The 22,938-nt window shown below is 67.3% G+C and carries 24 protein-coding genes; 9 read left to right on the top strand and 15 right to left on the bottom strand.

Annotated elements, in window-relative coordinates:
- The gene (locus ACQHI0_RS05700; protein WP_427906871.1) at positions 1-1,194 is read right to left on the bottom strand and encodes a beta-ketoacyl synthase N-terminal-like domain-containing protein; all 1,194 of its coding nucleotides are present in this window, start codon (positions 1,192-1,194) and stop codon (positions 1-3) included.
- A 46-nt stretch (positions 1,195-1,240) separates the two neighbouring features.
- Between ACQHI0_RS05700 and ACQHI0_RS05695 the strand changes: the two genes are divergently transcribed.
- From ACQHI0_RS05695 to ACQHI0_RS05685, 3 genes are read left to right on the top strand one after another with little or no spacing between them, the layout of a single operon-like run.
- Entirely contained in the window at positions 1,241-2,617 is a 1,377-nt protein-coding gene (locus tag ACQHI0_RS05695; RefSeq protein ID WP_427906870.1) for a diguanylate cyclase domain-containing protein, read from the top strand.
- A 13-nt stretch (positions 2,618-2,630) separates the two neighbouring features.
- Complete coding sequence (locus ACQHI0_RS05690) at positions 2,631-2,966, top strand: antibiotic biosynthesis monooxygenase family protein (protein ID WP_427906869.1); 336 nt, start codon at positions 2,631-2,633, stop codon at positions 2,964-2,966.
- Between the two features lie 44 nt (positions 2,967-3,010).
- Entirely contained in the window at positions 3,011-5,302 is a 2,292-nt protein-coding gene (locus ACQHI0_RS05685; RefSeq protein ID WP_427906868.1) for a HelD family protein, read from the top strand.
- Positions 5,303-5,355: 53 nt separating this feature from the next.
- Here the strand turns inward: ACQHI0_RS05685 and ACQHI0_RS05680 are convergent, their stop codons facing one another.
- From ACQHI0_RS05680 to ACQHI0_RS05665, 4 genes are all read right to left on the bottom strand, one after another.
- A complete protein-coding gene (locus ACQHI0_RS05680) occupies positions 5,356-5,808 on the bottom strand; it encodes a universal stress protein (RefSeq protein ID WP_427906867.1) in 453 nt (150 codons plus the stop codon).
- A gap of 276 nt (positions 5,809-6,084) precedes the next feature.
- Entirely contained in the window at positions 6,085-6,855 is a 771-nt protein-coding gene (locus tag ACQHI0_RS05675) for a MerR family transcriptional regulator (protein WP_427906866.1), read from the bottom strand.
- A gap of 28 nt (positions 6,856-6,883) precedes the next feature.
- Entirely contained in the window at positions 6,884-7,717 is an 834-nt protein-coding gene (locus ACQHI0_RS05670; protein WP_427906865.1) for an alpha/beta fold hydrolase, read from the bottom strand.
- 35 nt (positions 7,718-7,752) lie between these two features.
- Positions 7,753-8,589: a helix-turn-helix domain-containing protein gene (locus ACQHI0_RS05665; RefSeq protein ID WP_427909092.1), complete on the bottom strand. Its 837-nt coding sequence runs from the start codon at positions 8,587-8,589 to the stop codon at positions 7,753-7,755.
- A 62-nt stretch (positions 8,590-8,651) separates the two neighbouring features.
- Here ACQHI0_RS05665 and ACQHI0_RS05660 point away from each other — a divergent pair, with 62 nt between their 5' ends.
- Positions 8,652-9,119: a VOC family protein gene (locus ACQHI0_RS05660; RefSeq protein ID WP_427906864.1), complete on the top strand. Its 468-nt coding sequence runs from the start codon at positions 8,652-8,654 to the stop codon at positions 9,117-9,119.
- A gap of 35 nt (positions 9,120-9,154) precedes the next feature.
- Here ACQHI0_RS05660 and uvrB read toward each other — a convergent pair whose 3' ends face one another.
- Positions 9,155-11,332: an excinuclease ABC subunit UvrB gene (gene uvrB / locus ACQHI0_RS05655; RefSeq protein WP_427906863.1), complete on the bottom strand. Its 2,178-nt coding sequence runs from the start codon at positions 11,330-11,332 to the stop codon at positions 9,155-9,157.
- 103 nt (positions 11,333-11,435) lie between these two features.
- Here uvrB and ACQHI0_RS05650 point away from each other — a divergent pair, with 103 nt between their 5' ends.
- Positions 11,436-11,987, top strand: coding sequence for a DUF402 domain-containing protein (locus tag ACQHI0_RS05650; protein WP_427906862.1), 552 nt, complete (start codon positions 11,436-11,438; stop codon positions 11,985-11,987).
- A 27-nt stretch (positions 11,988-12,014) separates the two neighbouring features.
- Here the strand turns inward: ACQHI0_RS05650 and ACQHI0_RS05645 are convergent, their stop codons facing one another.
- Both ACQHI0_RS05645 and coaE read right to left on the bottom strand, forming a co-directional pair.
- Positions 12,015-12,446 carry a hypothetical protein gene (locus ACQHI0_RS05645; protein WP_427906861.1) on the bottom strand — a complete coding sequence of 144 codons (432 nt, stop codon included), beginning with the start codon at positions 12,444-12,446 and terminating at the stop codon, positions 12,015-12,017.
- A gap of 122 nt (positions 12,447-12,568) precedes the next feature.
- Positions 12,569-13,771, bottom strand: coding sequence for a dephospho-CoA kinase (gene coaE / locus ACQHI0_RS05640; RefSeq protein ID WP_427906860.1), 1,203 nt, complete (start codon positions 13,769-13,771; stop codon positions 12,569-12,571).
- A 149-nt stretch (positions 13,772-13,920) separates the two neighbouring features.
- Here coaE and ACQHI0_RS05635 point away from each other — a divergent pair, with 149 nt between their 5' ends.
- Positions 13,921-14,133, top strand: a complete 213-nt coding sequence (locus ACQHI0_RS05635; RefSeq protein ID WP_427906859.1) for a hypothetical protein — start codon at positions 13,921-13,923, stop codon at positions 14,131-14,133.
- Positions 14,134-14,191: 58 nt separating this feature from the next.
- On the opposite strand, the gene ACQHI0_RS05630 is transcribed toward ACQHI0_RS05635, so the two are convergent.
- Complete coding sequence (locus tag ACQHI0_RS05630) at positions 14,192-14,896, bottom strand: TetR/AcrR family transcriptional regulator (protein WP_427906858.1); 705 nt, start codon at positions 14,894-14,896, stop codon at positions 14,192-14,194.
- A gap of 91 nt (positions 14,897-14,987) precedes the next feature.
- Between ACQHI0_RS05630 and ACQHI0_RS05625 the strand changes: the two genes are divergently transcribed.
- Positions 14,988-15,662: an NAD(P)-dependent oxidoreductase gene (locus ACQHI0_RS05625; RefSeq protein ID WP_427906857.1), complete on the top strand. Its 675-nt coding sequence runs from the start codon at positions 14,988-14,990 to the stop codon at positions 15,660-15,662.
- Positions 15,663-15,754: 92 nt separating this feature from the next.
- Here ACQHI0_RS05625 and rpsA read toward each other — a convergent pair whose 3' ends face one another.
- The gene (gene rpsA / locus ACQHI0_RS05620; RefSeq protein WP_427906856.1) at positions 15,755-17,233 is read right to left on the bottom strand and encodes a 30S ribosomal protein S1; all 1,479 of its coding nucleotides are present in this window, start codon (positions 17,231-17,233) and stop codon (positions 15,755-15,757) included.
- A 228-nt stretch (positions 17,234-17,461) separates the two neighbouring features.
- On the opposite strand from rpsA, the gene ACQHI0_RS05615 reads away from it, so the two are divergent.
- Positions 17,462-18,310, top strand: a complete 849-nt coding sequence (locus ACQHI0_RS05615; RefSeq protein ID WP_427906855.1) for a class I SAM-dependent methyltransferase — start codon at positions 17,462-17,464, stop codon at positions 18,308-18,310.
- Here the strand turns inward: ACQHI0_RS05615 and ACQHI0_RS05610 are convergent.
- Together ACQHI0_RS05610 and ACQHI0_RS05605 are read right to left on the bottom strand one after the other, a co-directional pair.
- Entirely contained in the window at positions 18,307-18,861 is a 555-nt protein-coding gene (locus ACQHI0_RS05610; protein WP_427906854.1) for a hypothetical protein, read from the bottom strand. The genes ACQHI0_RS05615 and ACQHI0_RS05610 overlap by 4 nt on opposite strands.
- A gap of 46 nt (positions 18,862-18,907) precedes the next feature.
- Complete coding sequence (locus ACQHI0_RS05605; protein WP_427906853.1) at positions 18,908-19,243, bottom strand: hypothetical protein; 336 nt, start codon at positions 19,241-19,243, stop codon at positions 18,908-18,910.
- A 103-nt stretch (positions 19,244-19,346) separates the two neighbouring features.
- Between ACQHI0_RS05605 and ACQHI0_RS05600 the strand changes: the two genes are divergently transcribed.
- Positions 19,347-20,378 carry a response regulator transcription factor gene (locus tag ACQHI0_RS05600; protein WP_427906852.1) on the top strand — a complete coding sequence of 344 codons (1,032 nt, stop codon included), beginning with the start codon at positions 19,347-19,349 and terminating at the stop codon, positions 20,376-20,378.
- A gap of 18 nt (positions 20,379-20,396) precedes the next feature.
- Here the strand turns inward: ACQHI0_RS05600 and ACQHI0_RS05595 are convergent, their stop codons facing one another.
- The 3 genes from ACQHI0_RS05595 to ACQHI0_RS05585 all read right to left on the bottom strand — a co-directional run bounded on the left by ACQHI0_RS05595 (position 20,397) and on the right by ACQHI0_RS05585 (position 22,879).
- Positions 20,397-20,567, bottom strand: coding sequence for a toxin-antitoxin system HicB family antitoxin (locus tag ACQHI0_RS05595; protein ID WP_143875908.1), 171 nt, complete (start codon positions 20,565-20,567; stop codon positions 20,397-20,399).
- Positions 20,568-20,575: 8 nt separating this feature from the next.
- Positions 20,576-21,463, bottom strand: coding sequence for an SPFH domain-containing protein (locus tag ACQHI0_RS05590; protein WP_427906851.1), 888 nt, complete (start codon positions 21,461-21,463; stop codon positions 20,576-20,578).
- Between the two features lie 66 nt (positions 21,464-21,529).
- Positions 21,530-22,879, bottom strand: a complete 1,350-nt coding sequence (locus ACQHI0_RS05585; RefSeq protein ID WP_427906850.1) for an FAD-binding oxidoreductase — start codon at positions 22,877-22,879, stop codon at positions 21,530-21,532.
- Between the last annotated feature and the right edge of the window lie 59 nt (positions 22,880-22,938).

Raw genomic sequence — 22,938 nt, 5'->3', positions numbered from 1 at the left:
TCAGACCTGGGCCAGGATCACCGCGGCGTTGTTGCCCCCCATACCCATTGACAATTTCAGGGTCGGCCCGTCGATCATCGGAGTCGGGCCGTTGAGCAGTCGCGGATGCGCGGGCGCGACGATCGGCGCCGAGGCGGCGATCCCGCGCTCATAGGACAGGGCGACCGCGGCGACTTCGATTGCGGCGGAAGCGCCTTGGCAGTGCCCGACGAGCGGTTTGAGTGCGGTGACGGCGGGGCGGTCGTCGAAGACGGTGGTCAGCACATCACGTTCGGCGGCGTCACACTGCCGGGTGCCGGTGCCGTGTGCGTTGAAATACGCCACCTCGGCGGCATCGATGCCTGCGTTCGTCAGCGCGCGCTCGGCGCAGGCGATGATCTGGGCGTGGGTGGGGTCCACCGAGACCACGTGGAACGCGTCGTTGGTCATCGCGCCGCCGAGGACGCGCGCGTACGGCGACGCGACGGCGTCGGTCAGCAGCAGCGCCACCGACGCCTCGGCCATGGTGAAACCGAGCGTGTTCTCCTGGAAGGGCCTGCACGCGGTGAACGGGTCCTCGTCGCCGACCGCGGCGCCCATGTTGACGAAATGTTCGAGCATGTCGGGCGTCGCCGAGACGTCGGTCGTGATGCACAGCACATCGTCGACCAAGCCCGCGGCACGCCACATCGCCGCGGTCAACAGGCCGACATTGCCCGAACTGCAGGCCGCCGAAACGTTCATCGCGGGTCCGTGGAAACCGAATTCCTGCATCACCACCGAGATGGGCGTCGACGGCAACAGCCGCAGGTAGTCGCGGGACCGGCGGTGGCCGCCGTCGCGCAGGTAGAAATCTCGCCAGTCGGCGACATCGCCCAGGGTGAACGCGTGGACGAGGCCGACGGTGCGACCCTCCCGGCGCCACCCGCGCGCCTGCGCGTCGGCGATCGCCTCGGTGGCCGCGACGTGCACGGCACGCCCGAACAGGCCGGTTCCGTCCGCCGGGTCACCACCGTCGGCAATCCGTCCGACCCAGGCGTGCTCATCGCGTCCAGGCCCGTAACCGGGGTACAAACGGGCGGCCGGTTTGCCCCCCATCAGGCCCTGCCACAAGAATTCGCGCCCCCACCCGTAACCGGAGACGACACCGATGCCGGCGATCGACATAGAATCGAGGGGGTGGGCCATGCCGCCCGTGAGCACGTCCGGTGTCACATCGCTCCTCGCGGATCTTCATGAAGGATCACCAGACTAGTCCGGGATGCCGTTCGCAGACCAGGCCGAGATCGGGGGTTTCGCAGTGGGAGAAGGAAGGACCGACGCGGCGAGCGCCGAGCAGCTCGCGCAGCGCTACCGATCGCTGGTCGAACACACCCCCGACGCCATCTGTGTGCACGAGGCCGGGACCATCGTCTACGTCAATCCGGCGATGGTGCGACTGCTCGGCGCCCGCTCGGCCGACGACCTGCTCGGCTTGTCGATCACCGTGTTCGTCCATCCCGATTCCGTCGGGCCGATGCTGGAGCGGATCAACCAGCTGACCGCCGAGGGTTCGGCCTCGCCGCCCACCGCGATGGATCTCGTCCGGGTGGACGGGCGCACGGTGCCGGTGCAGACCGTCTCGGTCCTCACGGCGTGGCAGGAGAAACTGGCGTTCCAGGTGGTCGTGCACGACCTCACCGCACAGCGCGCCGCCGAGGCGTCGGCCCGTCGGGCGGAAGCGTATTTCACGACCGTGGTGTCGCAATTGGAAGAAGGGGTGCTCGTCGTCGATCGGCGCGGTCGCCTGGAATCGATCAACCCCGCGGGCAAACGCATACTCGGCATCGACGAGGCGGAGCCGGTGCTCGGCGTCCACATCAACGATCTGCCCGCGAGGATGATCGACCGCGACGGTCAGCCGCTCGCGCCGACCAGGCATCCGATGGCACACACCCTCGCGACGGGCGAGTCGGTGACCCAGTTCGTCTTCGGTGTCGAGCGCGCCGACGGTCGGCAGGTGTGGTTGTCGTGCAATTGCCGGTTGCTCAATCCGGACAACCCGGATTCGGCGGGGGTGTCGTCCTTCGCCGACATCACCGAGTACCGGGCGAGCAGACGTGAGCTCGAGTACCAGGCCACCCACGACGCGCTGACCGGGCTGGCGAATCGTTCGCTGATCCTGTCGCAACTGTCGGCGGCGCTCGCCGACAAGGGCGGCACCCTGGTGACCACCGTGCTGTTCATCGACCTCGACGGATTCAAGGCGATCAACGACACACTCGGGCACGCCATCGGCGACACCGTGTTGCAGATCGTCGCCCAGCGACTGCAGCAGGCCTTGCGCAGCGAAGACCTGGTCGGACGACTCGGTGGCGACGAGTTCCTGGTGCTGCTGGCCGGTCATCCGCAGCGCGCCGACCTGCCCGCGCTGGTGGAGCGGCTGCGCGTCACGATGTCGGAACCGATCATCGCCAGCGGTCATCGTCTCGAGGTGAGCGCCTCGGTCGGCATCACCGAACTCGGCCCGCACGAACACCGCACCCCCGAGGCCGTGCTGCACGACGCCGACCTGGCGATGTACCGCGACAAGCCGTCGGCCCATCGTGACCTCGGTCTCGGTCAGAATCGACGCTCGAACAACACCCACGCCTCCTGACAGACTGGTCGACGTGATTGTCGAGCACGTGCTGCTGCCCGTTCGCCCCGGTGCCGCCGCCGCTTTCGAAGCCGCCTTCGCGCAGGCGTATCCGATCATCGCCGCGATGCCGGGGTTCGGCGGGTTGTCGCTGTCACGCTGCGTCGAGCGGCCCGACGCCTATCTGCTGCTGGTGCGCTGGGAGCGGCTGGCCGACCACACCGTGGGATTTCGTGAGTCACCGGAATATCAGCGCTGGCGTGCGCTGTTGCACCACTTCTATGAGCCGTTCCCGGTGGTCGAACACTTCACCCCGGTTCACGGCGACGAAGTCTTCCCGGTCGCGGCGGCCCTGCCCGCGGACACGTAGACTCGACAACCTTGTTCTCAACGCGGTGACAAAGGAGTCCTGTTTTGCCCGACCGCCTCGCCGACGCCTCCCCGGCCGCGCACAACCGCGAGATCGAACAGGAGCAGAAGTACCTCTCGGTGCTCTACGACCGGCTCGACGGCATGCGCGAGTACGCGCAGAACCGGCTCAAGACCGTGCTGCTCGAGGCCGATGGCACACCGCAGGCGCGCAGTGAGCGCGAGTCGTTCACCCAGCTCTACAGCGAGGACCTGTCCAAGTACGACGCCGCCGAGCACGGTCTGTGCTTCGGCCGGATCGACCTCGACGGCACCGAGGAACAGGCGCGCTACATCGGCCGGCTCGGCATCCTCGACGAGGACAACGATTACGAGCCGCTGCTGCTCGACTGGCGCGCCCCGCTGGCTCGCCCGTTCTACCTGGCCACCACCGCCAATCCCGAGGACGTCACCCGCCGCAGGCACATCCGCTCGCGCAACCGCGCGGTGACCGCGATCAACGACGAATACCTCGACCTCGACGCCGCCCGACGCGACGGTGTGGTCGGCACCGACGACGGTGTCGGTGGCGAGAGCGCGCTGCTGGCGGCGCTCAACGCCGCCCGTACCGGGCACATGAACGACATCGTCGAGACGATCCAGAGCGAGCAGGACGCGATCATCCGCTCCGAGCACAAGAGCGTGCTCGTGGTGCAGGGTGGGCCGGGCACCGGCAAGACCGCGGTCGCGCTGCACCGCGCGGCGTTCCTGCTCTACACCTACCGTCAGCAGCTGGCCAAGAGCGGCGTGCTGATCATCGGCCCGAACGCCACCTTCCTCGACTACATCGGCCAGGTGCTCCCCTCGCTCGGCGAGACCGGTGTGCTGCTCTCGACCATCGGCGACCTGTATCCGGGTGTGAAGGCGGTGCGCGAGGATTCGCTGCGCGCGGGCGAGATCAAAGGCTCGCTGGAGATGCTCGAGGTGCTCAAGCAGGCGGTGCGCGATCGCCAGGAGGTGCCGTCCGAGCCGGTCCGCCTCGCTTTCGACGGCTATCCGGTGACCCTGGATCGTAAGATCGCGACCCGGGCGCGCGGCCGGGCCCGGTCCTCGCGGCGCCCGCACAACCTGGCCCGGCCGATCTTCGCGTCGTCGGTGATCGACGCGCTCACCGATCAGCTCGCCGCGACGATGGGCGCCGACCTGTCCGGCGGCACGAGTCTGCTCAGCTCCGCCGACCTCAGCGAGATCGGCGACGAGATGCGCGCCGACCCGCAGGTACAGGCGGCGATCAGCGCGCTGTGGCCGGTGCTCTCGCCCCAGGACGTGCTCGCCGACCTCCTCGCCGACCCGGCCCGCCTCGACCGTGCCGCCAAGCACCTGAGCGCCGGCGATCGCGCCGAACTGGTTCGCTCCGACGACGGCAACTTCAGTGCCGCCGACGCCCCGCTGCTCGACGAGCTGGCCGAACTGCTCGGCGTCGACGACACCGAGGAACGCGAACGATCGCGACGTCGCTGGCGGGCCCAGATCGAGGAGGCGCAGGACGCCCTCGACATTCTCACCGGCTCCGCACCGCAGGACATCGAAGACGAACTCGACCCCGAGATCCTGATGGCCTACGACCTGATCGACGCCTCCCAGCTGGCCCAGCGACAGGAATTCGGCAACCGCCAGACCACCGCCGAACGCGCCGCGGGCGACCGTACCTGGACCTACGGTCACGTGATCGTCGATGAGGCACAAGAGCTTTCGGAAATGGCCTGGCGAATGGTGATGCGGCGCATCCCGAATCGCTGGATCACCGTCGTCGGCGATGTGGCCCAGACCGGCGACCCGGCGGGCGCGTCGTCCTGGCAGCGCGTGCTGGAACCGTATGTGGCACAACGCTGGAAGCTCACCGAGCTCACGGTGAACTACCGCACCCCCGCCGAGATCATGGCGGTCGCGGCCGAGGTTCTCGCGGCGATCGATCCGGGAACCAAGGTGCCGCGTTCGGTCCGTGAGACCGGCAATCCGCCACCCGCCCACCGGGTGGCGCCCGCCGACGTCGCGGGCGAGGTGGCACGATTGCTCGACGCCGAGAACGGCCCTGGCACCTCCGCGGTACTCGCGCCCGCGGCCCTTGTGCCCGAATTGTCTTCGCTGGCAGGTGAATCCGTTCAGGTACTCACCGTCCACGACGCGAAGGGCCTCGAGTTCGACCGCGTGTATCTCGTCGAGCCACAGGCGATCCTGGACGAGTCCCCGCGCGGCCTCAACGACCTCTACGTCGCGCTGACCCGTGCCACCCAGCGGCTGGCCGTGGTGCACACCGAGGAGCTTCCCGAGGTGCTGTCCTCGCTCGAACCGGCCTGAAACGCGACGAAGGCCCCTGACCACGGTCGGTCAGGGGCCTTCGTTGTGTCGAACTAGCGCACCGTGTGCACGATCAGGACGTCCGAGCGGGACTTGCGGGCAACGTCCGAGGGAACGGAGCCGAGCAGGCGGCCGGTGAGGGTGTTGAGGCCTCGGTTGCCGACGACGAGCAGGTCGGCGTCCACCTCGTTGACGAGGTCGAGCAGCGAATCGACGGGCTCGCCGACGATGGCGCGGTCGACGATGTTCTTCGCGCCGGCCGCGGTGGCCTTCTCCCGCGCGATGTGCAGGATCTCGTTGGTCGGGGCCGAGCCACGGACCTGGTAGGCCTCGTCCTTGAGCACATCGGCGGCGGCGGCGACGTCGCGGTCGTCGGTCGGGAAGTAGGCGCAGGCCAGCACGAGAGTTGCCTCCGCGTCCCCGGCGAGCGCCGCGGCCTTCTCCACCGCCACGTACGACGAATCCGAGCCATCAGTACCGACGACAATGGTCCGGTAGGCGGTCATCTCTCCTCCAACTTGGTCGGTGCCAGCACCGAATCACTCGGGAATCGAGCGTCAGCGCGGCAATTGGCTCGACCCTAACGCCAAATCAGGCCGATTTATCGACAATTCGCAATAGATCACACCGGGAGTGTTGGCGCGGGTATCCGCTTTCACGGTGGCCTTCGCGACAGTCGATAACATCCACCTGCGTCGATAAGATCGCAGGTCGAGGAATTTGTGGCCTATCACAACATCATCAACGGTGCTGGGCGACTGGGACTTTGCTCACATCGACACTTATCTCGGATCCACGCGCTCGAGCTTGGTCCAGCCTGCCCAACCCCGCTGCTTCAGTAACTCGATCAGCCGACGGGCAGGCGGCGCGGTATCGAAGGCCAGCGCGTCGAGCAGTTCGGCCAAAGACGGCTCGATATCGCCGCCGACGTAATCGGCTCCCCGCTCGTCAGCCAGCTTCGAGAGATAGACGGCCATCTTGTCGACCAGCTCGATCAGCATCGGGTCCTTGTCGGTCCGGTCGAGGGCGCGGCCGAGGGTGAGATAGAAGTCCACGAGCTGCGGATGGGCGATTTCCTCCCATTTGCGTGCCATCAGCTCCGAGACTCGCTCGGGTGAGTGCGCGGCCAGCGGGATCCAGCCGTCGCGTTCGACCCGGACGATTCGCTCGTCGACACCCAACGCCCGCAGGTGGTCGAGAAACTCGACCACCTGCGGTGGCAGGGCCAAACTGTCGCCCGCAGTGAGGCGGGCGATCTGCTCGCGGTGCCGCTGCCGCTGCCAGATCTCCGCCCGTAGCCGCTCGTTGATGTCCGCGACCGCCGTAGCGAACTCCTGTGCGTCTGCCTGGAGCAACTCCCGCACGCGCGCCAACGGGACCCCGGCTGCGGCGAGGGTCCGGATCTTTATCAGCTCGACCACGGCGCCCGGGTCGTACCTGCGATAGCCGGAGTGGTCGCGCTCCGGCTCGGGCAGCAGCCCTTTGGCGTGATAATGCCGCACTGCCCGCACCGTGACGCCGGCATACCGCGCGAGCTCGCCGATTGTCAGCATCGGACCAGTCTCCTCAGCATGGAGTGGTTCAGGAAGTCGCACGGTCGGCGGGAGTCTGCGCACGGCGGATGATCTGGGCGATTTCCGGGGCGTGGGTGACGACCAGTGCGTGAGTGGCGTCGAGCCAGGAGATCGAGAGGCCGGGCCGCTCGTGGATCAGCCGATCGATGCCGGCACGCCAGAGCCGATTGTGCCGCGGCGCCCGCCCTTCACCGCTGTCGCCGGCCATCGAGGTCGACATGATCATGTGGATCGGATGGTCGATCCCGCGGTACCGGTCGAGGATTCCGGCCCCGACAACATCGAGCTCGAGATCGATCCCGGATCGGAGCACATCGAGCTCGAGATTGAGGTCGAGGATTTGCCGGCCGGTGAGCCGCACCTGGCGCGCAATGTCATCGACGGTCTCCAGGTTCTCCCAGAGCGCCCGGAAATCCGGCAGGTCGGCCGCGGTGATGAACGGTGCGGGTATCGGATTCGCGCCGTCGATCACGACGAGTTCGCCGACGGAGTCGGGATACTCGCAGGCGTAATGCACGACCAGGTCCGCGCCGTACGAGTGGCCCGCGAGGATGGGCGCCGAGGGCAGGCCGCGGCGTCTCAGCTCCGCCATCACCGCGACGAAATCGCCGAGGAACGCCTCGAAGGAGTATCGGTCGGCGGCGGACGAAAGGCCATGGCCCCGTAGGTCGAAGGTCACGACATCGAAGTCGCGCCGCAACGCGTCGATGAGTTCGTGCAGCTCGGCCTGCGTCGAAGTCAGACCGGGGCACAGCACCAACGGTCGCCCGGTGCCGCCGCGAGACACCGGGATCGTGACGCCGTTGTGGCGGACGGTGAATTGATCGGCTGTCGTATTCATGCCGACCATGCTGCGGGGTTGCCCTTGCGTCAGGGTCAACCGTTGGCAGTGACGGGAGCCGCCTGTGCGCTGCGGGCGTATTCCGTCGGCGACATCCCGATCTCGGCGGTGAATTCGCGGCTGAAATGCGCCTGGTCGAAATAGCCGAGGTCGGCGGCCAGGACCGCGAGGTCGGGGCGGCCGTGTGCGAGCAGGTCGGCGGCGTCCTGCAGCCTGAACCGGCACAGCACCCATTTCGGGCCTGCGCCGACGTAGCGGCGGAACAGGCGTTGCAGGGTGCGGATCGGGATCGCGAAACGATCGGTGACCTGGTCGACCCTGGTCAGTTCCTGATCGTTCGCCATGGCCGTGACGATGCGGGTCACCAGCGCGTAGTGCGGATCGTCGGTGCGCCCGCGGCCCGCGAAGAATTCCTCGACGATGGTCCGTCTGCGTTCGTCGTCGGGTTCGGCCAACACCCGTTCAGCCAGCCCGAGAGCCGCAGGCAGCACCGACGTCAACGGCGCCGAATCATCGCGTAGCGCTCCGACATCCATGCCGGTGAAGGCACCGAAGCCGCCGGGGGCGAACCGGATGCCGAAGGTCTCGCCTTCCCCTTCGAGTTCGCGCACATACTTCGTCGTGCACACTCCGGTGACGAAACCGCCGGTGCGGGTGGTGCTGCGTTCGAAGGTGACATTCACACACGGAAACGACAGCACCTCGGCCGAATAGCTGGGCAGACCACGCAGATCCCATCGCACCACCCAGTACCGGTCCGCGAACTCGGCCAGCGCGGGCCCAACGCCGAGCCGGTTCAGCGACCGGTGCCTGGCCTGCTCCTCCGGGTGCAGGATGCCTTTCATATCACCGGGATCCGGTGCCGCTGTCATCACCGGCCGAACTGTCGCGTTCTTACAAGACGGTCCGTCATCGGCGGACGAGGATCGTAGTCATGACCAATCCCGTTGCGCCCATTCCGGAGGGCTACCACTCCATCACCTGCTTCCTGGCCGTGCCGGACGGTAACGCGGCCATCGACTTCTACACCGCGGTCTTCGAGGCGAAGCTGATCAGCCGAGCCGACCTGCCCGACGGACAGCCCGCGCACGCCGAACTGCTCATCGGTGATTCCACCCTGCAGCTCGGAATGCCCATCCCCGACAACAATGTTCGCGCCCCCGCGGACTGGGTGCACACCTCGGTGGTGCACTACTGCCCCGACGTGGACGCGGTGATCGCCCGCGCGCTCGAACACGGTGCCCGCAGCGCCGAGGAGCCGCAGACCTTCGTCACCGGCGACCGCTTCGGCGTGGTGATCGACCCCTTCGGCCACCGCTGGGCGGTGATCACCCGCGTCGAGGACGTCTCCAAGGAGGAGGCCGACCGCCGCGTCGCGGCCTGGATGGCCGAGCAAGGCTGACGGCGCGTGCCGCGGGGCTCGGTTCGACATCCGAATCAGCTGAGCCCCGCGGCGTCCATGCCGCGCAGCTCCTTCTTCAGGTCGGCGATCTCGTCGCGCAAGCGGCCCGCCAGCTCGAACTGCAGTTCGCGGGCCGCGTTCATCATCTGCGCGGTGAGTTCGGTGACCAGGGCGGCCAGTTCGGCACGTGGCATCGACTTCACATCGCGGTCGGTGTAGATACCCGCACTGGCCCGGCCCGGCTCGCCTTGCGCGCGCCTGCCGCGGCTGGCGTTGCGGCCCGATCCGCCGACGGCCACCTCGTCCTCGGCCTCGGTGTACACCTGGTCCAGGATGTCGGCGATCTTCTTGCGCAGCGGCTGCGGGTCGAGACCGTTCTCGGTGTTGTAGGCGATCTGCTTGGCCCGGCGGCGGTCGGTCTCCTCGATGGCGTGCCGCATCGAGTCGGTGATCTTGTCGGCGTACATGTGCACCTCGCCGGACACGTTGCGCGCCGCGCGGCCGATGGTCTGGATGAGGCTGGTGCTCGACCGCAGGAAGCCTTCCTTGTCGGCGTCGAGGATCGCGACCAGCGACACCTCGGGCAGGTCGAGGCCCTCGCGCAGCAGGTTGATGCCGACGAGTACGTCGTATTCGCCAAGGCGCAACTGCCGGAGCAGCTCGACACGGCGCAACGTGTCGATCTCGGAGTGCAGGTAGCGAACCTTCACCCCTAGGCCGAGCAGGTAGTCGGTGAGGTCTTCGGACATCTTCTTGGTGAGCGTGGTGACCAGGACGCGCTCGTTGCGCTCGGCGCGCTCTCGGATCTCGTGCACCAGGTCGTCGATCTGGCCCTTGGTGGGCTTGACCACGACCTTCGGGTCGACCAGGCCGGTCGGGCGAATGACCTGCTCGACCACCTCGCCGCCGACCTGACCCAGCTCGTAGTTGCCGGGGGTCGCCGACAGATACACCGCCTGACCGATCCGTCCGGCGAATTCCTCCCAGGTCAGCGGGCGGTTGTCGACCGCGGAGGGCAGCCGGAATCCGAAATCGACCAGGTTGCGCTTGCGCGACATGTCGCCTTCGAACATGCCACCGATCTGCGGCACCGTGACGTGCGATTCGTCGATCACCAGCAGGAAATCGTCGGGGAAGTAGTCGAGCAGCGTGGCAGGCGCCGAACCCGCCGGACGCCCGTCGATGTGGCGCGAATAGTTCTCGATGCCCGAGCAGAAGCCGACCTGACGGATCATCTCCAGGTCGTATTCGGTGCGCATGCGCAACCGCTGCGCCTCGAGCAACTTGCCCTGCCGCTCGAACTCCGCCAGCCGCGCGGCCAATTCGGTCTCGATGTCGGCGACCGCCCGCTCCATCCGCTCCGGTCCGGCCACGTAGTGGGTGGCCGGGAAGATGCGCGCCGAATCTACTTGGCGCACAACATCACCGGTGAGCGGGTGCAAATAGTAGAGCGCCTCGATCTCGTCACCGAAGAACTCGATGCGGATCGCCAGCTCCTCATAGGACGGGATGATCTCGACAGTGTCGCCGCGCACCCGGAACGAGCCGCGGGTGAATGCCATGTCGTTGCGGGTGTACTGCACGTCGACGAGCAAACGCAGCAACGCGTCGCGGTCGATCTCGCCGCCGACCTCGAGCTGCACCGACCGATCCAGATACGACTGCGGGGTGCCGAGACCGTAGATGCACGACACCGACGCGACCACGACGACATCGCGACGCGAGAGCAGACTCGAGGTCGCCGAGTGCCGCAACCGCTCGACATCGTCGTTGATCGAGCTGTCCTTCTCGATGTAGGTGTCGGTCTGGGCGATGTACGCCTCGGGTTGGTAATAGTCGTAGTACGAGACGAAGTACTCCACCGCGTTGTTCGGCAGCATCTCGCGCAATTCGTTGGCGAGCTGGGCGGCGAGGGTCTTGTTCGGCGCCATCACCAGGGTGGGGCGCTGCAGCTTCTCGATCAGCCAGGCGGTGGTCGCCGATTTACCCGTACCGGTGGCGCCGAGCAGCACGACATCTTTCTCCCCCGCGTTCACCCGGCGCTCCAGCTCGGCGATGGCCGCGGGCTGGTCGCCTGCGGGCGAGTACTCGCTGACCACCTCGAAGCGCGCGCCCGTGCGCTCGATCGTGCCGACGGGGCGGTGCTCGGAATGGGCGATCGGGTGACCCCGCTCTTCGTACCCTTCCGTCGGGATCTCGGTTGCGAATGCCATGGATCAAGCTTAAGCGCGACCACTGACACATTCGCTTCCACGAACCGTCAGCCCAGCGGCCATCGGACGCGTCCCTGGCGGTCAGCCGGTAGATTCTGCGCTCATGACGCAGGCATCCACCGTGCACGTGCATCCGCCCAAGGTCGAGTACTTCGACGTCGCGGCCAAGACGAACACCGATCCCAAGGGGTTCGTCCGGGCGGTGGAGGTCTACCGGGTGGAGCCGTGGGGCCTGTACATGGGCCGTCACTCCGATCACGCGCACTTCCACTACCTCGAATCGTGGGTGCTGCCCGAGCTGTCGTTGCGAGCGTCGAAGCTGCACTACAACCCCGGCGTCGAGCAGTGGCAGGACATCTATGTCGATGTCGGCTCGTTCACCTGGGAGTCTCCGACTCTGATCCGCGGGGTCGACCACTACCTCGATCTGCTCGTCCGCACTGGACGCGATGTCCGGCTCGTCGATGTCGACGAGCTGATGGCCGCCCACAGTGCCGCCCTGCTCGACTCCGCGCAATGCCAGGCCGCGATCGAGCACGCGACCGCCGCGGTCGACGGGATCGCCGCGCACGGGTATTCACTCGAGCGCTGGCTGAACACCCACGCCATGACGCTGACCTGGCGCCGAAACGACGCACCGCCCGGACCTCGGTAGCGGTCCGGGCGGTGCGAATTGGCGGAGTCAGCCGGCCGACAGGCTCGGGAACAGATCCGCGAGGCCGCCGCCACACGACGCGCTGCCGGTGCTCCCGGCCTGGCCGACGGTGACGGTGATCGAGTCGCTGATCAGCAGCTGACGCGCTTCGAGCTTGTGCTGGCCCGCCGTGGTCGGCTTCCAGGTGATGCTCACCGTGCCCGACAGCAGCGACGGCGAGACCGGACTGCCCGGGATGTCAACGCCGTTGTCGGTGAACTTCACCGAGGTCAGTCGATCGACCTCGACGCTCGCGGTCAACTTGTAGCTGCAACCGACCTTGTGGTCGGTTCCGGCCACGCCGAGGTTGCCGACCCAGGCCGAGGCCTGCGGAGCGGCCAGCACGATACTGGCGGCGACGGCACCGAGTGCGGTGATGCCGAAGCTCGCACGGCCGAACTGACGGTGATGTGTTGTCATACGCGCTACAACTTTCCCCTGTGATTCGAGTCACCCGGTAGTGACTTCGCACAATGTACCCAGCGCACGACACCGTTCGGCCGTTTTCCGAAACATTGATGTTTAACAGTTTTCCGCGTGGTTCACCCGCGGGCGCGAGCCCACTCGGTGACCACCGGATAGACCGCGTCGAACCACGGTTCCTTCACGCCGTAGTAGGCGTCGCCTGCCGCGTCGGCGGCCAGATCCGCCGCCGCGAGTTCGGCCCCACGCTTGATCGCCAGGTACTCCGCTCGCGCGCTCTCGTTCGCCCGCAACCAGTCGCGCAGATCGAGCGCGAACCGCTGACCGAGCGAATCCTGCACGCGCAGATGGACATTGGCGGGCCGACCGGGATCGGCGTTGCCGTGCAGGCGTTTTCCCCACCGGGCGAGGTCGGTGCCCGCCGGATCGCTCGCGCTCGGCTTCGGATTGTCGTGCGTCACGTGCGCGGCCAGGGGAAATCCGCCCGCCGTCAACGCGTCCGCCAGCGATTCGGCCGTGGCCATGTCGGCCACCGTGACCTGGATGTCGATGATGTCCTTGGCAGGCAGTCCGTGGACCGCGGTCGATCCGACGTGATCGATGCGCACCGCCGACGCACCACAGGCCAGGTGCAACCTGGCGATGATCCGGCGCGCCTGCACATCCCATTCCGGGTCGGTGACGAGGCGATACTCGGCACGCGCGCGGACGCCCTCGCGCTGGTTGCGTTCGAACGGCACCAAGCGCCGCTCCCACAGCTCACGAACCTGCGCTTGCACCATCTCCGGCGCGCCGTTGTTGTCGAGCCACACGTCGGCGACCGCGCGACGCTGATCGTCGGTGGCCTGCGCGGCGATCCTGGCCCGTGCGTCCGCTTCGGCCACACCGCGGTGTTCGACCAGCCTGCGCAGCCGCGTCTGTTCTTCTGCTCCGACGACAACGACGAGCTGCATCAGCGGTGCGAGCCCGTTCTCCACGAGCAACGGAATATCCTGCACCACAATGGCGTCCACGGGGGCGTCACCGATCAGTTCGGCTTGGCGAGCACCGACTAGCGGGTGGGTGATGGCGTTGAGCTTGCCGCGCGACACATCGTCAGCGAAGGCGACCGCGGCCAGCGCGGGCCGGTCCAGACTGCCGTCAGGGCTCAGGATCCCCGCACCGAATTCCTCGACCAGCGCCGTCAGACCCGGCGTGCCGGGGGCGACGACTTCACGGGCGATCGCGTCGGAGTCGACGAGTACCGCCCCGAGCTCGACCAGTGTCCGCGCCACTGTGGATTTACCCGCTCCCATGCCTCCGGTGAGGCCGATCCGCAACATGGGCCCAGTCTCGCATCCCAACCGCCGCGCCGGGGCAGCACCTGCGACACGCCCATGCCCGGAGCGGCGGAAGATCCCGGGCCGGGCGCGTCGCGTGGATTAATCTTCCGCGCGGGCGAGAAGGCCGCACGACTACCGACAGGATGATCATGAGTACCAGGAACCACCGGGCGGCTCGCCACCGCCTCGGTATGCCGGGCGGCGTGCACTGCATCGAATTCCCCGCTGTGGCAGCAACTCTCGCCGAATACCGGCGCTCCTGGTTCACCGCCCTGCTCTCCCCCGCCAGACACAGCTTCGCCGCGATACGCAAACGACCCAGCATGCCCGCCGGCTACTGGTCACCCGCCGCCGCGAGCTGAGGACCGCCCGCGAGGCGAACGCACCGCCGGTGATCCGCCGGCAGCCGGGTCCAGTGCCCTACTCCCGCAACCCGAGTGAACGGACCAGATCGAGCATCTCCGCTCGATAGAGCTTGTCCGGTTGTTGCGCCCGAGGCCCGAGATGACCGTAGATCTCCAATGCGAGCAACCCGTGCATGCGCCCCCACATCCGCAGCGCGAGAGCCAATCCCGCGGGTGGCAGATCGGGGAATTCACCGCGCACGTGATCGACGAGCGCGGGATCGAAATCCGGCCACGCCGGTGCGCCGATGGTCTGCGAGGCCGCCGCGTGCGGCCAGGCCGCCGCGGCCAGGCCGACCAATCCGCTGCACGCACGCAGCTCCGCCTCGCGAGCGGGCCCCTCCGACGGCGGCTGGTAACCCAGGACCGGATCGCCGTAGATCAACTTGAACCCAGCGGGATTGGCGACCGCCCACTCCCGGACAGTCTCGCCCCAGGCCACGATCCGCCCCGCCGGATCGGCCTCGGGCACCGCATCGCGCGCGGCCTCGGCCCGGTCGACGAGCGAGGTGTAGACATCGGCGATCAAGGTGGTGATCAGGTCGTCCCGAGCCGGGAAGTATCCGTACAGCGCCCCGGCGGTCATCCCCATCTCTCTGGCGATGGCGCGCAACGAAATCGCGTCGGGACCACCGTCGGCCAACAGCCGCAACGCGATCGCCTTGATCTCCGCTGTCGCTTCTTCGCGCAATCGCTCACGCCGATTCCTCACCTCGACCACGGTTGACACCTTACAGCGTTCGTCTACTATCAGCCGTGCTGTTACTGAACGGCGTGTAGTAAACGAACCCTGAAGAGAAACCGAGGTCATTGTGAACATCGGAGTATTCGGCGCGACCGGCGTCATCGGCTCCCGAGTGGTTGCCGAAGCACAGCATCGAGGTCACCGGGTGACGGCGTTCACCCGCGATGGCGCCCGTTTTCCCGCCGAGCAGGGCGACACCACGTGGCGAGCCGCCGATTGGCTCGACACCGACAGCATCGCCGCCGCGATCGAGGGGCTCGACGTGGTGATCAGCGCGGTCAACGCGGGGCACGGCATCGCCGACACCATCGCCAAGGCAGGCAACTTCGTCGTCGGCGCGCGGGCGATGGTCGGTGCGCTGCAACAACATCCGGACATCCGGTTGGTCGTCGTCGGTGGTGGCGGCAGCTTGGAGGTCGCCCCCGGCCTGCAGCTGGTCGACACACCGGACTTCACCCGGGTGCTCACCGAGGAACTGCGAGTACCGGCCGAGTATCGCGAAGCCGTACTCGCCGGCCGCGATGCGCTGAATGTCTATCGTCAGTCCAATCGGCACTGGACCTATCTGAGCCCGTCCTCGGGGCGGATCGAACCGGGGCCGCGCACCGGTCGCTATCGACTCGGCGGCGATCAGCTTCTCGACTCCGACACCGATATCTCGGCCGAGGACCTCGCCGTCGCGCTCCTCGACGAGGTCGACAACCCGCGTCACCTCCAGCGACGCTTCACCGTCGGCCGCTGAACACGATCACCCCGGAAAAGGCCGAAGGCCCCGGTCCATGTGGACCAGGGCCTTCGGTTGTGTAGCTGTCGATTCAGGCGTTTGCCGCTGAATCAGGCGTTGCCGCTGAGCTTCTCCCGCAGAGCCGCGAGCTGGGCATCGCTGGCCAGCGAGCCGCCCGTGGACTCGGCCGCACCGGAGGTGGACGCAGGCGCGCTGCCACCGGTCTCGGAGGAGTAGTTGCCCGCGACGGGACCACCAGCGGCGGCCTCGGCGGCAGCGTCGGCTGCCATCTTCTCCATCTGGGCAGTGTGCATCTTGTGGCGACGCTCGGCCTCGGCGTAACGGCCTTCCCACTCTTCACGCTGCTTGTCGAACCCGTCGAGCCATTCGTTGGTGTCGGGATCGAAGCCTTCGGGGAAGATGTAGTTGCCCGCATCGTCGTAGCTGTCGGCCATGCCGTACTTCGACGGGTCGAACTCGGCGTTGTAGTCCTCGTTCGCCTGCTTCAGCGACAGCGAGATACGACGACGCTCGAGGTCGATGTCGATGACCTTGACCATGGCGTCGTCGCCGACGGCCACAACCTGGTCCGGGACCTCGACGTGGCGCTCGGCCAGCTCGGAGATGTGGACCAGGCCCTCGATGCCCTCTTCGACGCGCACGAAGGCACCGAAGGGAACCAGCTTGGTGACCTTGCCGGGCACGATCTGGCCGATGGCGTGGGTCCGGGCGAACTGACGCCACGGGTCTTCCTGGGTCGCCTTGAGCGACAGGGAGACGCGCTCGCGGTCCAGGTCGACGTCGAGAACCTCGACGGTGACCTCGTTGCCGACCTCGACAACCTCGGACGGGTGGTCGATGTGCTTCCAGGACAGCTCGGAGACGTGCACCAGGCCGTCGACGCCACCCAGGTCCACGAAGGCACCGAAGTTGACGATGGAGGACACGACGCCCTTGCGGACCTGGCCCTTCTGGAGCTGGTGCAGGAACTCGCTGCGGACCTCGGACTGGGTCTGCTCGAGCCAGGCGCGACGCGACAGAACCACGTTGTTGCGGTTCTTGTCGAGCTCGATGATCTTGGCCTCGATCTCCTTGCCGACGTACGGCTGGAGGTCGCGGACACGACGCATCTCGACGAGTGAGGCGGGCAGGAAGCCACGGAGACCGATGTCGAGGATCAGGCCGCCCTTGACGACCTCGATGACGGTGCCCTTGACGGCCTCGTCCTTCTCCTTGAGCTCCTCGATCGTGCCCCACGCGCGCTCGTACTGCGCCCGCTTCTTGGACAGGATCAGGCGGCCTTCCTTGTCCTCCTTGGTGAGGACCAGGGCCTCGACCGCGTCGCCCACGGAAACGACCTCGTTCGGGTCGACGTCGTGCTTGATGGAGAGCTCGCGGGAGGGGATGACGCCTTCGGTCTTGTAACCGATGTCCAGCAGGACCTCGTCACGATCGACCTTGACGATGGTGCCTTCGACGATGTCACCATCGTTGAAGTACTTGATCGTTGCGTCGATGGCGGCCAGGAAATCCTCGGCGGAGCCAATGTCGTTAATGGCTACCTGCGGCGAGGTGACGGTGGTGGGCATATGTGGGTTTGCTCCGGACGGATTGTGGTCGGTTGCGGACATTGGATCTTTCGGTACGCTGCGAGATCACCGCGACGACGCGACGAAGGGATACCGGTAAAGTATCGCACGGACCGTCGCACTTGCCGCTGATCAAATTCAGCGTCCCTCTACAGCGTGCATCAGCCTACGCGACCGGCGCGGAGCCGGGCAAACCACCCCCCGCGCCGCGCCGATACCCTGTGCGGCGTGTCCGACGACGAACGCCACGCGCAGGCCAACGCGCTGCTGGGTACCTCAGCGACCACCCGAACCAAGATCGACTCGCGCGACAGCGAGCGCGCGAATCGCCGCTGGTGGGACGCCGACGCCGAGCAGTACCACCAGACCCACGCCGACTTCCTCGGCGTCGACTCCCCCGGCGGCGAGTTCGTGTGGTGCCCGGAGGGTCTGCACGAGGGTGACATGGGGTTCCTCGGTGACGTGACCGGCAAGACCATCTTGGAGATCGGCTGCGGGTCGGCGCCGTGCTCGCGGTGGCTGGCCGGGCACGGCGCGTTCCCGGTCGGGCTCGATATATCGATGGGGATGCTGGAGCGTGGCGTGGCCGCGATGGATCAGGGCGGACCGCGGGTACCCCTTGTCCAGGCGGGCGCCGAGGCGCTGCCCTTCGCCGACGCGACGTTCGACCTGGCCTGCTCGGCGTTCGGCGGAGTGCCGTTCGTCGCCGATTCGGCGCTGGTGATGCGCGAGGTGGCGCGGGTATTGCGGCCGGGTGGGCGCTGGGTGTTCTCGGTGAACCATCCGATGCGCTGGATCTTCCCCGACGACCCCGGCGAGGCGGGTCTCACGGCCACGATCCCCTATTTCGACCGCACTCCTTATGTAGAGGTCGACGGTGACGGCGTACCGACCTATGTCGAGCACCATCGCACGATCGGCGACCGGGTCCGCGAGATCGTCGGCGCCGGCCTGCACCTGGTCGACATCGTCGAACCGGATTGGCCGGAGTGGCTCGACCGCGAATGGGGTCAGTGGTCGCCCCTGCGTGGGCAGATCTTCCCCGGGACCGCCATCTTCATCGCCGAGAAGCCCTAGAACTCCGGCAGCACCGCGAAGGACGGGTCGACCCGCACGCTGGGCACCGTGTCGGCGATCCAGCGGCGCGCCCTGGTCAGCGCGTGATCGGGGAACTCGGCATCGAAACGAACGTCGTCGGACAACAGATACGGCAACCGTCCGCGCAGCCCGGGCGCGTACGGGTGCGGCGGGCACATCTCGGTGCGACGGACCTGCCGCCCGATCGCGGTCTCGCGCGCGCCGGGCACCCCGGTCTCGGGGCAGATGATCTGGAACACCGCCGAGCACCGGTCCTTGGGCACCACGATCGACGCGGCGAAAACGAGTTCACCGCGCGGACCCGGCAGTTGTGTCTTCTCCACCCGGAGCAAGGCGGGCAACTGGTCGACCCACACCACGAAGGCCTCGATCAGGCAGCCGGTGCGCGCGTGATGCTCGGCCAGCCGCCTGCGCAACCGTTTCAGGTCGTGCAGGCGGGCGGGCAGATCGGGCGTGCCGTTGACATAGTTGAGCGCGACGACGTCACGAGTGGCCGGATTCCCCCAGGTCGTGTCGTCCAACTGTTGCATTCCAGGAATGTCGAACGAGATGGGCACCGGATCAATTTACCGGCGGTTACGAGTTCGGTTGTCCCCCTGGGGCGCCCGGCGCGCCGATCAGGGGAGAAACGCGCTCGTCGACCAAGTCGACCAGCAAGGCTTCGTGACTGATCACCATCGCGCGGCTGCGCGGGGTGGCGAGCACGGTCGCCAAGGCGGTGCGAAAGGCTTCGGCGGCGGCGCGGTCGTCGAAATCCAGGTCGATGAGCACGCGTGCCTGCGCGCCGTCGAGCCGGCCGACGCGGTAGGCGCGTACGCCGTTGTCGGCACGGAAGCGCTCGTACTGGTCGAACGCGGCCTTCCAGTCGTCGTAGTCGCGCACGGTGTTGTCGATGTGCAGGGTGACGGTCATGATGGCCTCCGTTGTCGTGCCGAATGGGTATCTCCATGGTCGACCGGTCCGATGCATCGCCGACATCCCTGATCCTGGGGGTCTTCCGCCGTAGACTGGGAAAGTGCCGAGCACCTTGGCCGACCGGATCGGCCGTCTGTGCCGCACCGATCACTCCGCCAAACGACTCCGTGAACTCGTGCTGATCGAGATCCGCGCGACGATCCCGTTCGCCGGTCATGTCTTCGCCCTCACCGATCCCGTCACCGCGGTGGCGACGGCACCACTGGCCGATGTCCCCGGTCTCGATCTCGGGCTCCTGCCGGACTTGATCCGCGCCCGCTACCTCACCCCACTGAATCGCTGGGACACACTGCGCGGCACCGGTGCCCACTCGTTGCTCGGCGCCACCGACGGCGACCCCGACCGCTCCCTGCTGTGGCGCGCCGCGCAGCGCGATCTCGGCATCACCGACTCCGCCACCATCACCTTCGCCGACCGTTACGGCTGCTGGGGCTTCCTCGAACTTCTCCGCTGCACCGAATCCCCTTTCACCGCAGCAGAACTCGCCGCACTGAGTGCGCTGACAACCACAGTCACCGCCGGCCTGCGCCACACTGTCGGCGCCACCTTCGTCGAAACCGACGCCCGGCTCGCGCCACTCGGTCCCGCCGTCGTACTCCTCGACGACACCCTGCGCGTGCGCTCCCAAACGGCAGCCGCCGCGGATTCGCTGCTCCGCCTACTCCCCCCGGACGAACCGATTCCCCCCGTCCCCGCCTCGGTCTACAACGCGGCCGCCGCCCTCCTCGCCACCGAGGCGGGCACCCCCGTCGGCCCCGCGACCTCCCGCGTCCACCTGGGCGGCAACCGCTGGCTCACCGTGAAAGCCGACCGTATCGGCACCGACATCGCCGTGTCCCTCGAACCGAGCACCGCCACCGAACGCCTCGACCTGTTCGCCCGAGCCCACGCCCTCTCCGCCCGGGAATCCCAGGTCCTCACCCTCCTGGCCACCGGCCTGGATTCCCGCGAACTGGCAGCGGAACTGTTCCTCTCCGAACACACGATCAACGATCACGTGAAGGCCATCCTGGCCAAATCCGGAACCCGAACCCGCCAGCGCCTCCTCTCCCGCGTTCTCGGGGTCGGCTGACACGGCGGGATCGATCCGCTAGTCGCGCTTGGGTTTTCGGCCCGCTTGGTCGAGGGCGAGGCGCAGGGCGTATTCGATCTGGGAGTTGATGCTGCGCAGGTCGTCGGCCGCCCACTTGGCTATTGCCTCATGGACGGCCGGGTCGAGCCGCAGCAGGATCTTTTTGGGGTCCTTCTTCGGCTGGGTCACGGGGCGGCTCAGGCGTAGAGGGATCCGGTGTTGACTACCGGCTGGATGGCGCGGTCGCCGCAGAGTACGACGAGCAGGTTGGAGACCATGTTGGCCTTGCGTTCCTCGTCGAGTTCGACGGTGCCCTGTTCGGCGAGGCGGTCGAGCGCGAGGGCGACCATGCCGACGGCGCCTTCGACGATCTGGACCCGGGCGGCGACGACCTGGGCGGCCTGCTGGCGCACGAGCATCGCCTGGGCGATCTCGGGGGCGTAGGCGAGGTGGGTGATGCGGGCCTCGATCACCTCGATGCCCGCGGTGAGGGTGCGTTCACGCAGCTCGACGGTGAGTTCCTCGGCGACCTCGGCACCGTCGCGCAGGCTGGTGCGGGCGTCGTCGTGGGCATCGTAGGGGTGGGTGGTGGCGAGGTGGCGCACCGCCGCCTCGGACTGGGTTTCGACGTACTCCTCGTAGTCGTCGACGGCGAAGGCCGCCTTGAAGCTGTCGACCACCTTGTAGACCACGACCGCCGCGATCTCGACCGGATTGCCGTCGGCGTCGTTGACCTTGAGCTTCTGGGTCTCGAAGTTACGTACCCGCAGCGAGATGGTTTTGCGGTCGGTGAGCGGGACCACCGAGAAGAACCCGGGGTCACTGACCGAGCCGATGTAGCGGCCGAAGAAGGTGACGACCTTGGCCTCGTTGGGATTCACGATGATCAGCCCGGTGGCGAGCAACGAGACGACCAGCATCGCGACGATGGCGGCTACCGCGCCGGTCCAAGCCAGTGCGCCACCGTCGTTCTTGGTGGCGGAAATGAACGCGAGAACGGTGGCGGCGCCGAGCAACAAGGTGAACACCAGCCACCCCAGCAAGACAGCGAACCCGTTGACGCGGAATGCGGACCGAAGCTTCATGACATCCTCCCGATATCTGAGTGATATCACTAAGATAGTAGATATCGGGAGGCTGAGCAAGCCGCGCTAGGAGCCGGGAGCGATATTCCGGTTGGCGCGGAACATGTTCCGCGGGTCGTACTTCGCCTTGGCCGCAGCCAGCCAGCGGTAGGTGTCCGGGGAGTATCCGGCCGCGGTCTGCGCATCGTCGGCCGCACCGCCCGCGCCGTAGAGGAACGCGAGACTGTGCCCGATCATCCACGGCGCCAACACCTCTCGGACCGCCGCGAGGCCTTCGGGCGCGGAGTCGCCCTCGCCGGGCGCGGTGATCACCCGCACGATGTAGTCGGCGTTGCGATGATCGATCGACGCCGCGCCACCGTGCCGGAGAGCCGCACCGAGATGACGGATGTCGATGACCGCGTCGACCGACCCGCCCGGCGCGGTCAACGTGCGCAGCGCGGACAGCCCCTCTGGAGTCAGCTCCGAGAGCAAGGCGTTGGTCGCGGCGTAAGCATGCGGGAAAGGCGGATCACTGTGGATAGTGTGCGATTCGGCGTAGGGCATGGTGCGCAGGTCATCACTCAGCCGAGGTCCGAGCTGCCGCAACGGCGCGACCCACCGCTGCCCCTCCTCGTCCGGCCCGTCGAAGGCGATCCGGATCGAGGCAACGTGGCGGCCGCGCAACGATTCCGGCACGGGCGGGATATCGGGATAGGTCACCACGGCGATCGTGGAAGTCAGTTCGCTCGGCACGGTCGCGGTCCAAATGCGCCAGGCCTCCAGCGCCGCATCGACCAGCGGCGTATCGAAAACCAGCTGCCCGCCGTAGATTTCGGTGACGGGCACGAGATCGAGTTCGAGCCCGGTCACCACACCGAAGTTCCCGCCCGAACCCAGTACCGCCCCGAACAATTCGTCTTCGGGCGTGAGTGTGCGCATCCTGCCATCGGCAGTCACCAGGTCCAACGAGCGCACATGATCTGCCGCATAACCGAATTCCCGAGCCAACAGCCCGAGCCCACCCCCGAGCACATACCCGACCATCCCCACCGACGGCGAGGACCCGTTCAACGGCGCCAGCCCGTACCGAGCGGCCGCCTCGACCAGTGCCCCCGCCCGCACTCCCGCACCGATGCGCGCGGTGCGGGCCCTGGGATCGACGGTGACGGCGTCCATCCGGCCGGTCGTGATGAGCACGCCGCCATCGGCAGCCACGGACAGTCCGTGCCCGGTGGCCTGCACCGCGACCGGAAGGTCGTGCCGCGCGGCGAATTCCACCGCCGCCCGCACATCCTCGGCGTGCAGGGCGCCGACCACGAAGGCGGGACGGTGGGTATAGGCGGTTTGGAAGCCGGCGATCTCCTCGGCGTACCCGGTGTCGCCGGGAGTGAAGACAGGGCCTGCGAAGGTCGATTGCGTCGCGATATCGGTCATGTCTTCGACTGTGCGCGGGATCGATAAGTAAGTAAAAGAGATAGTTCTTCTGATACGTA

Source organism: Nocardia sp. FBN12 (assembly GCF_050320175.1).
Classification (GTDB): Bacteria; Actinomycetota; Actinomycetes; order Mycobacteriales; family Mycobacteriaceae; genus Nocardia.
This window is presented reverse-complemented; position numbering and strand designations above follow the sequence as displayed.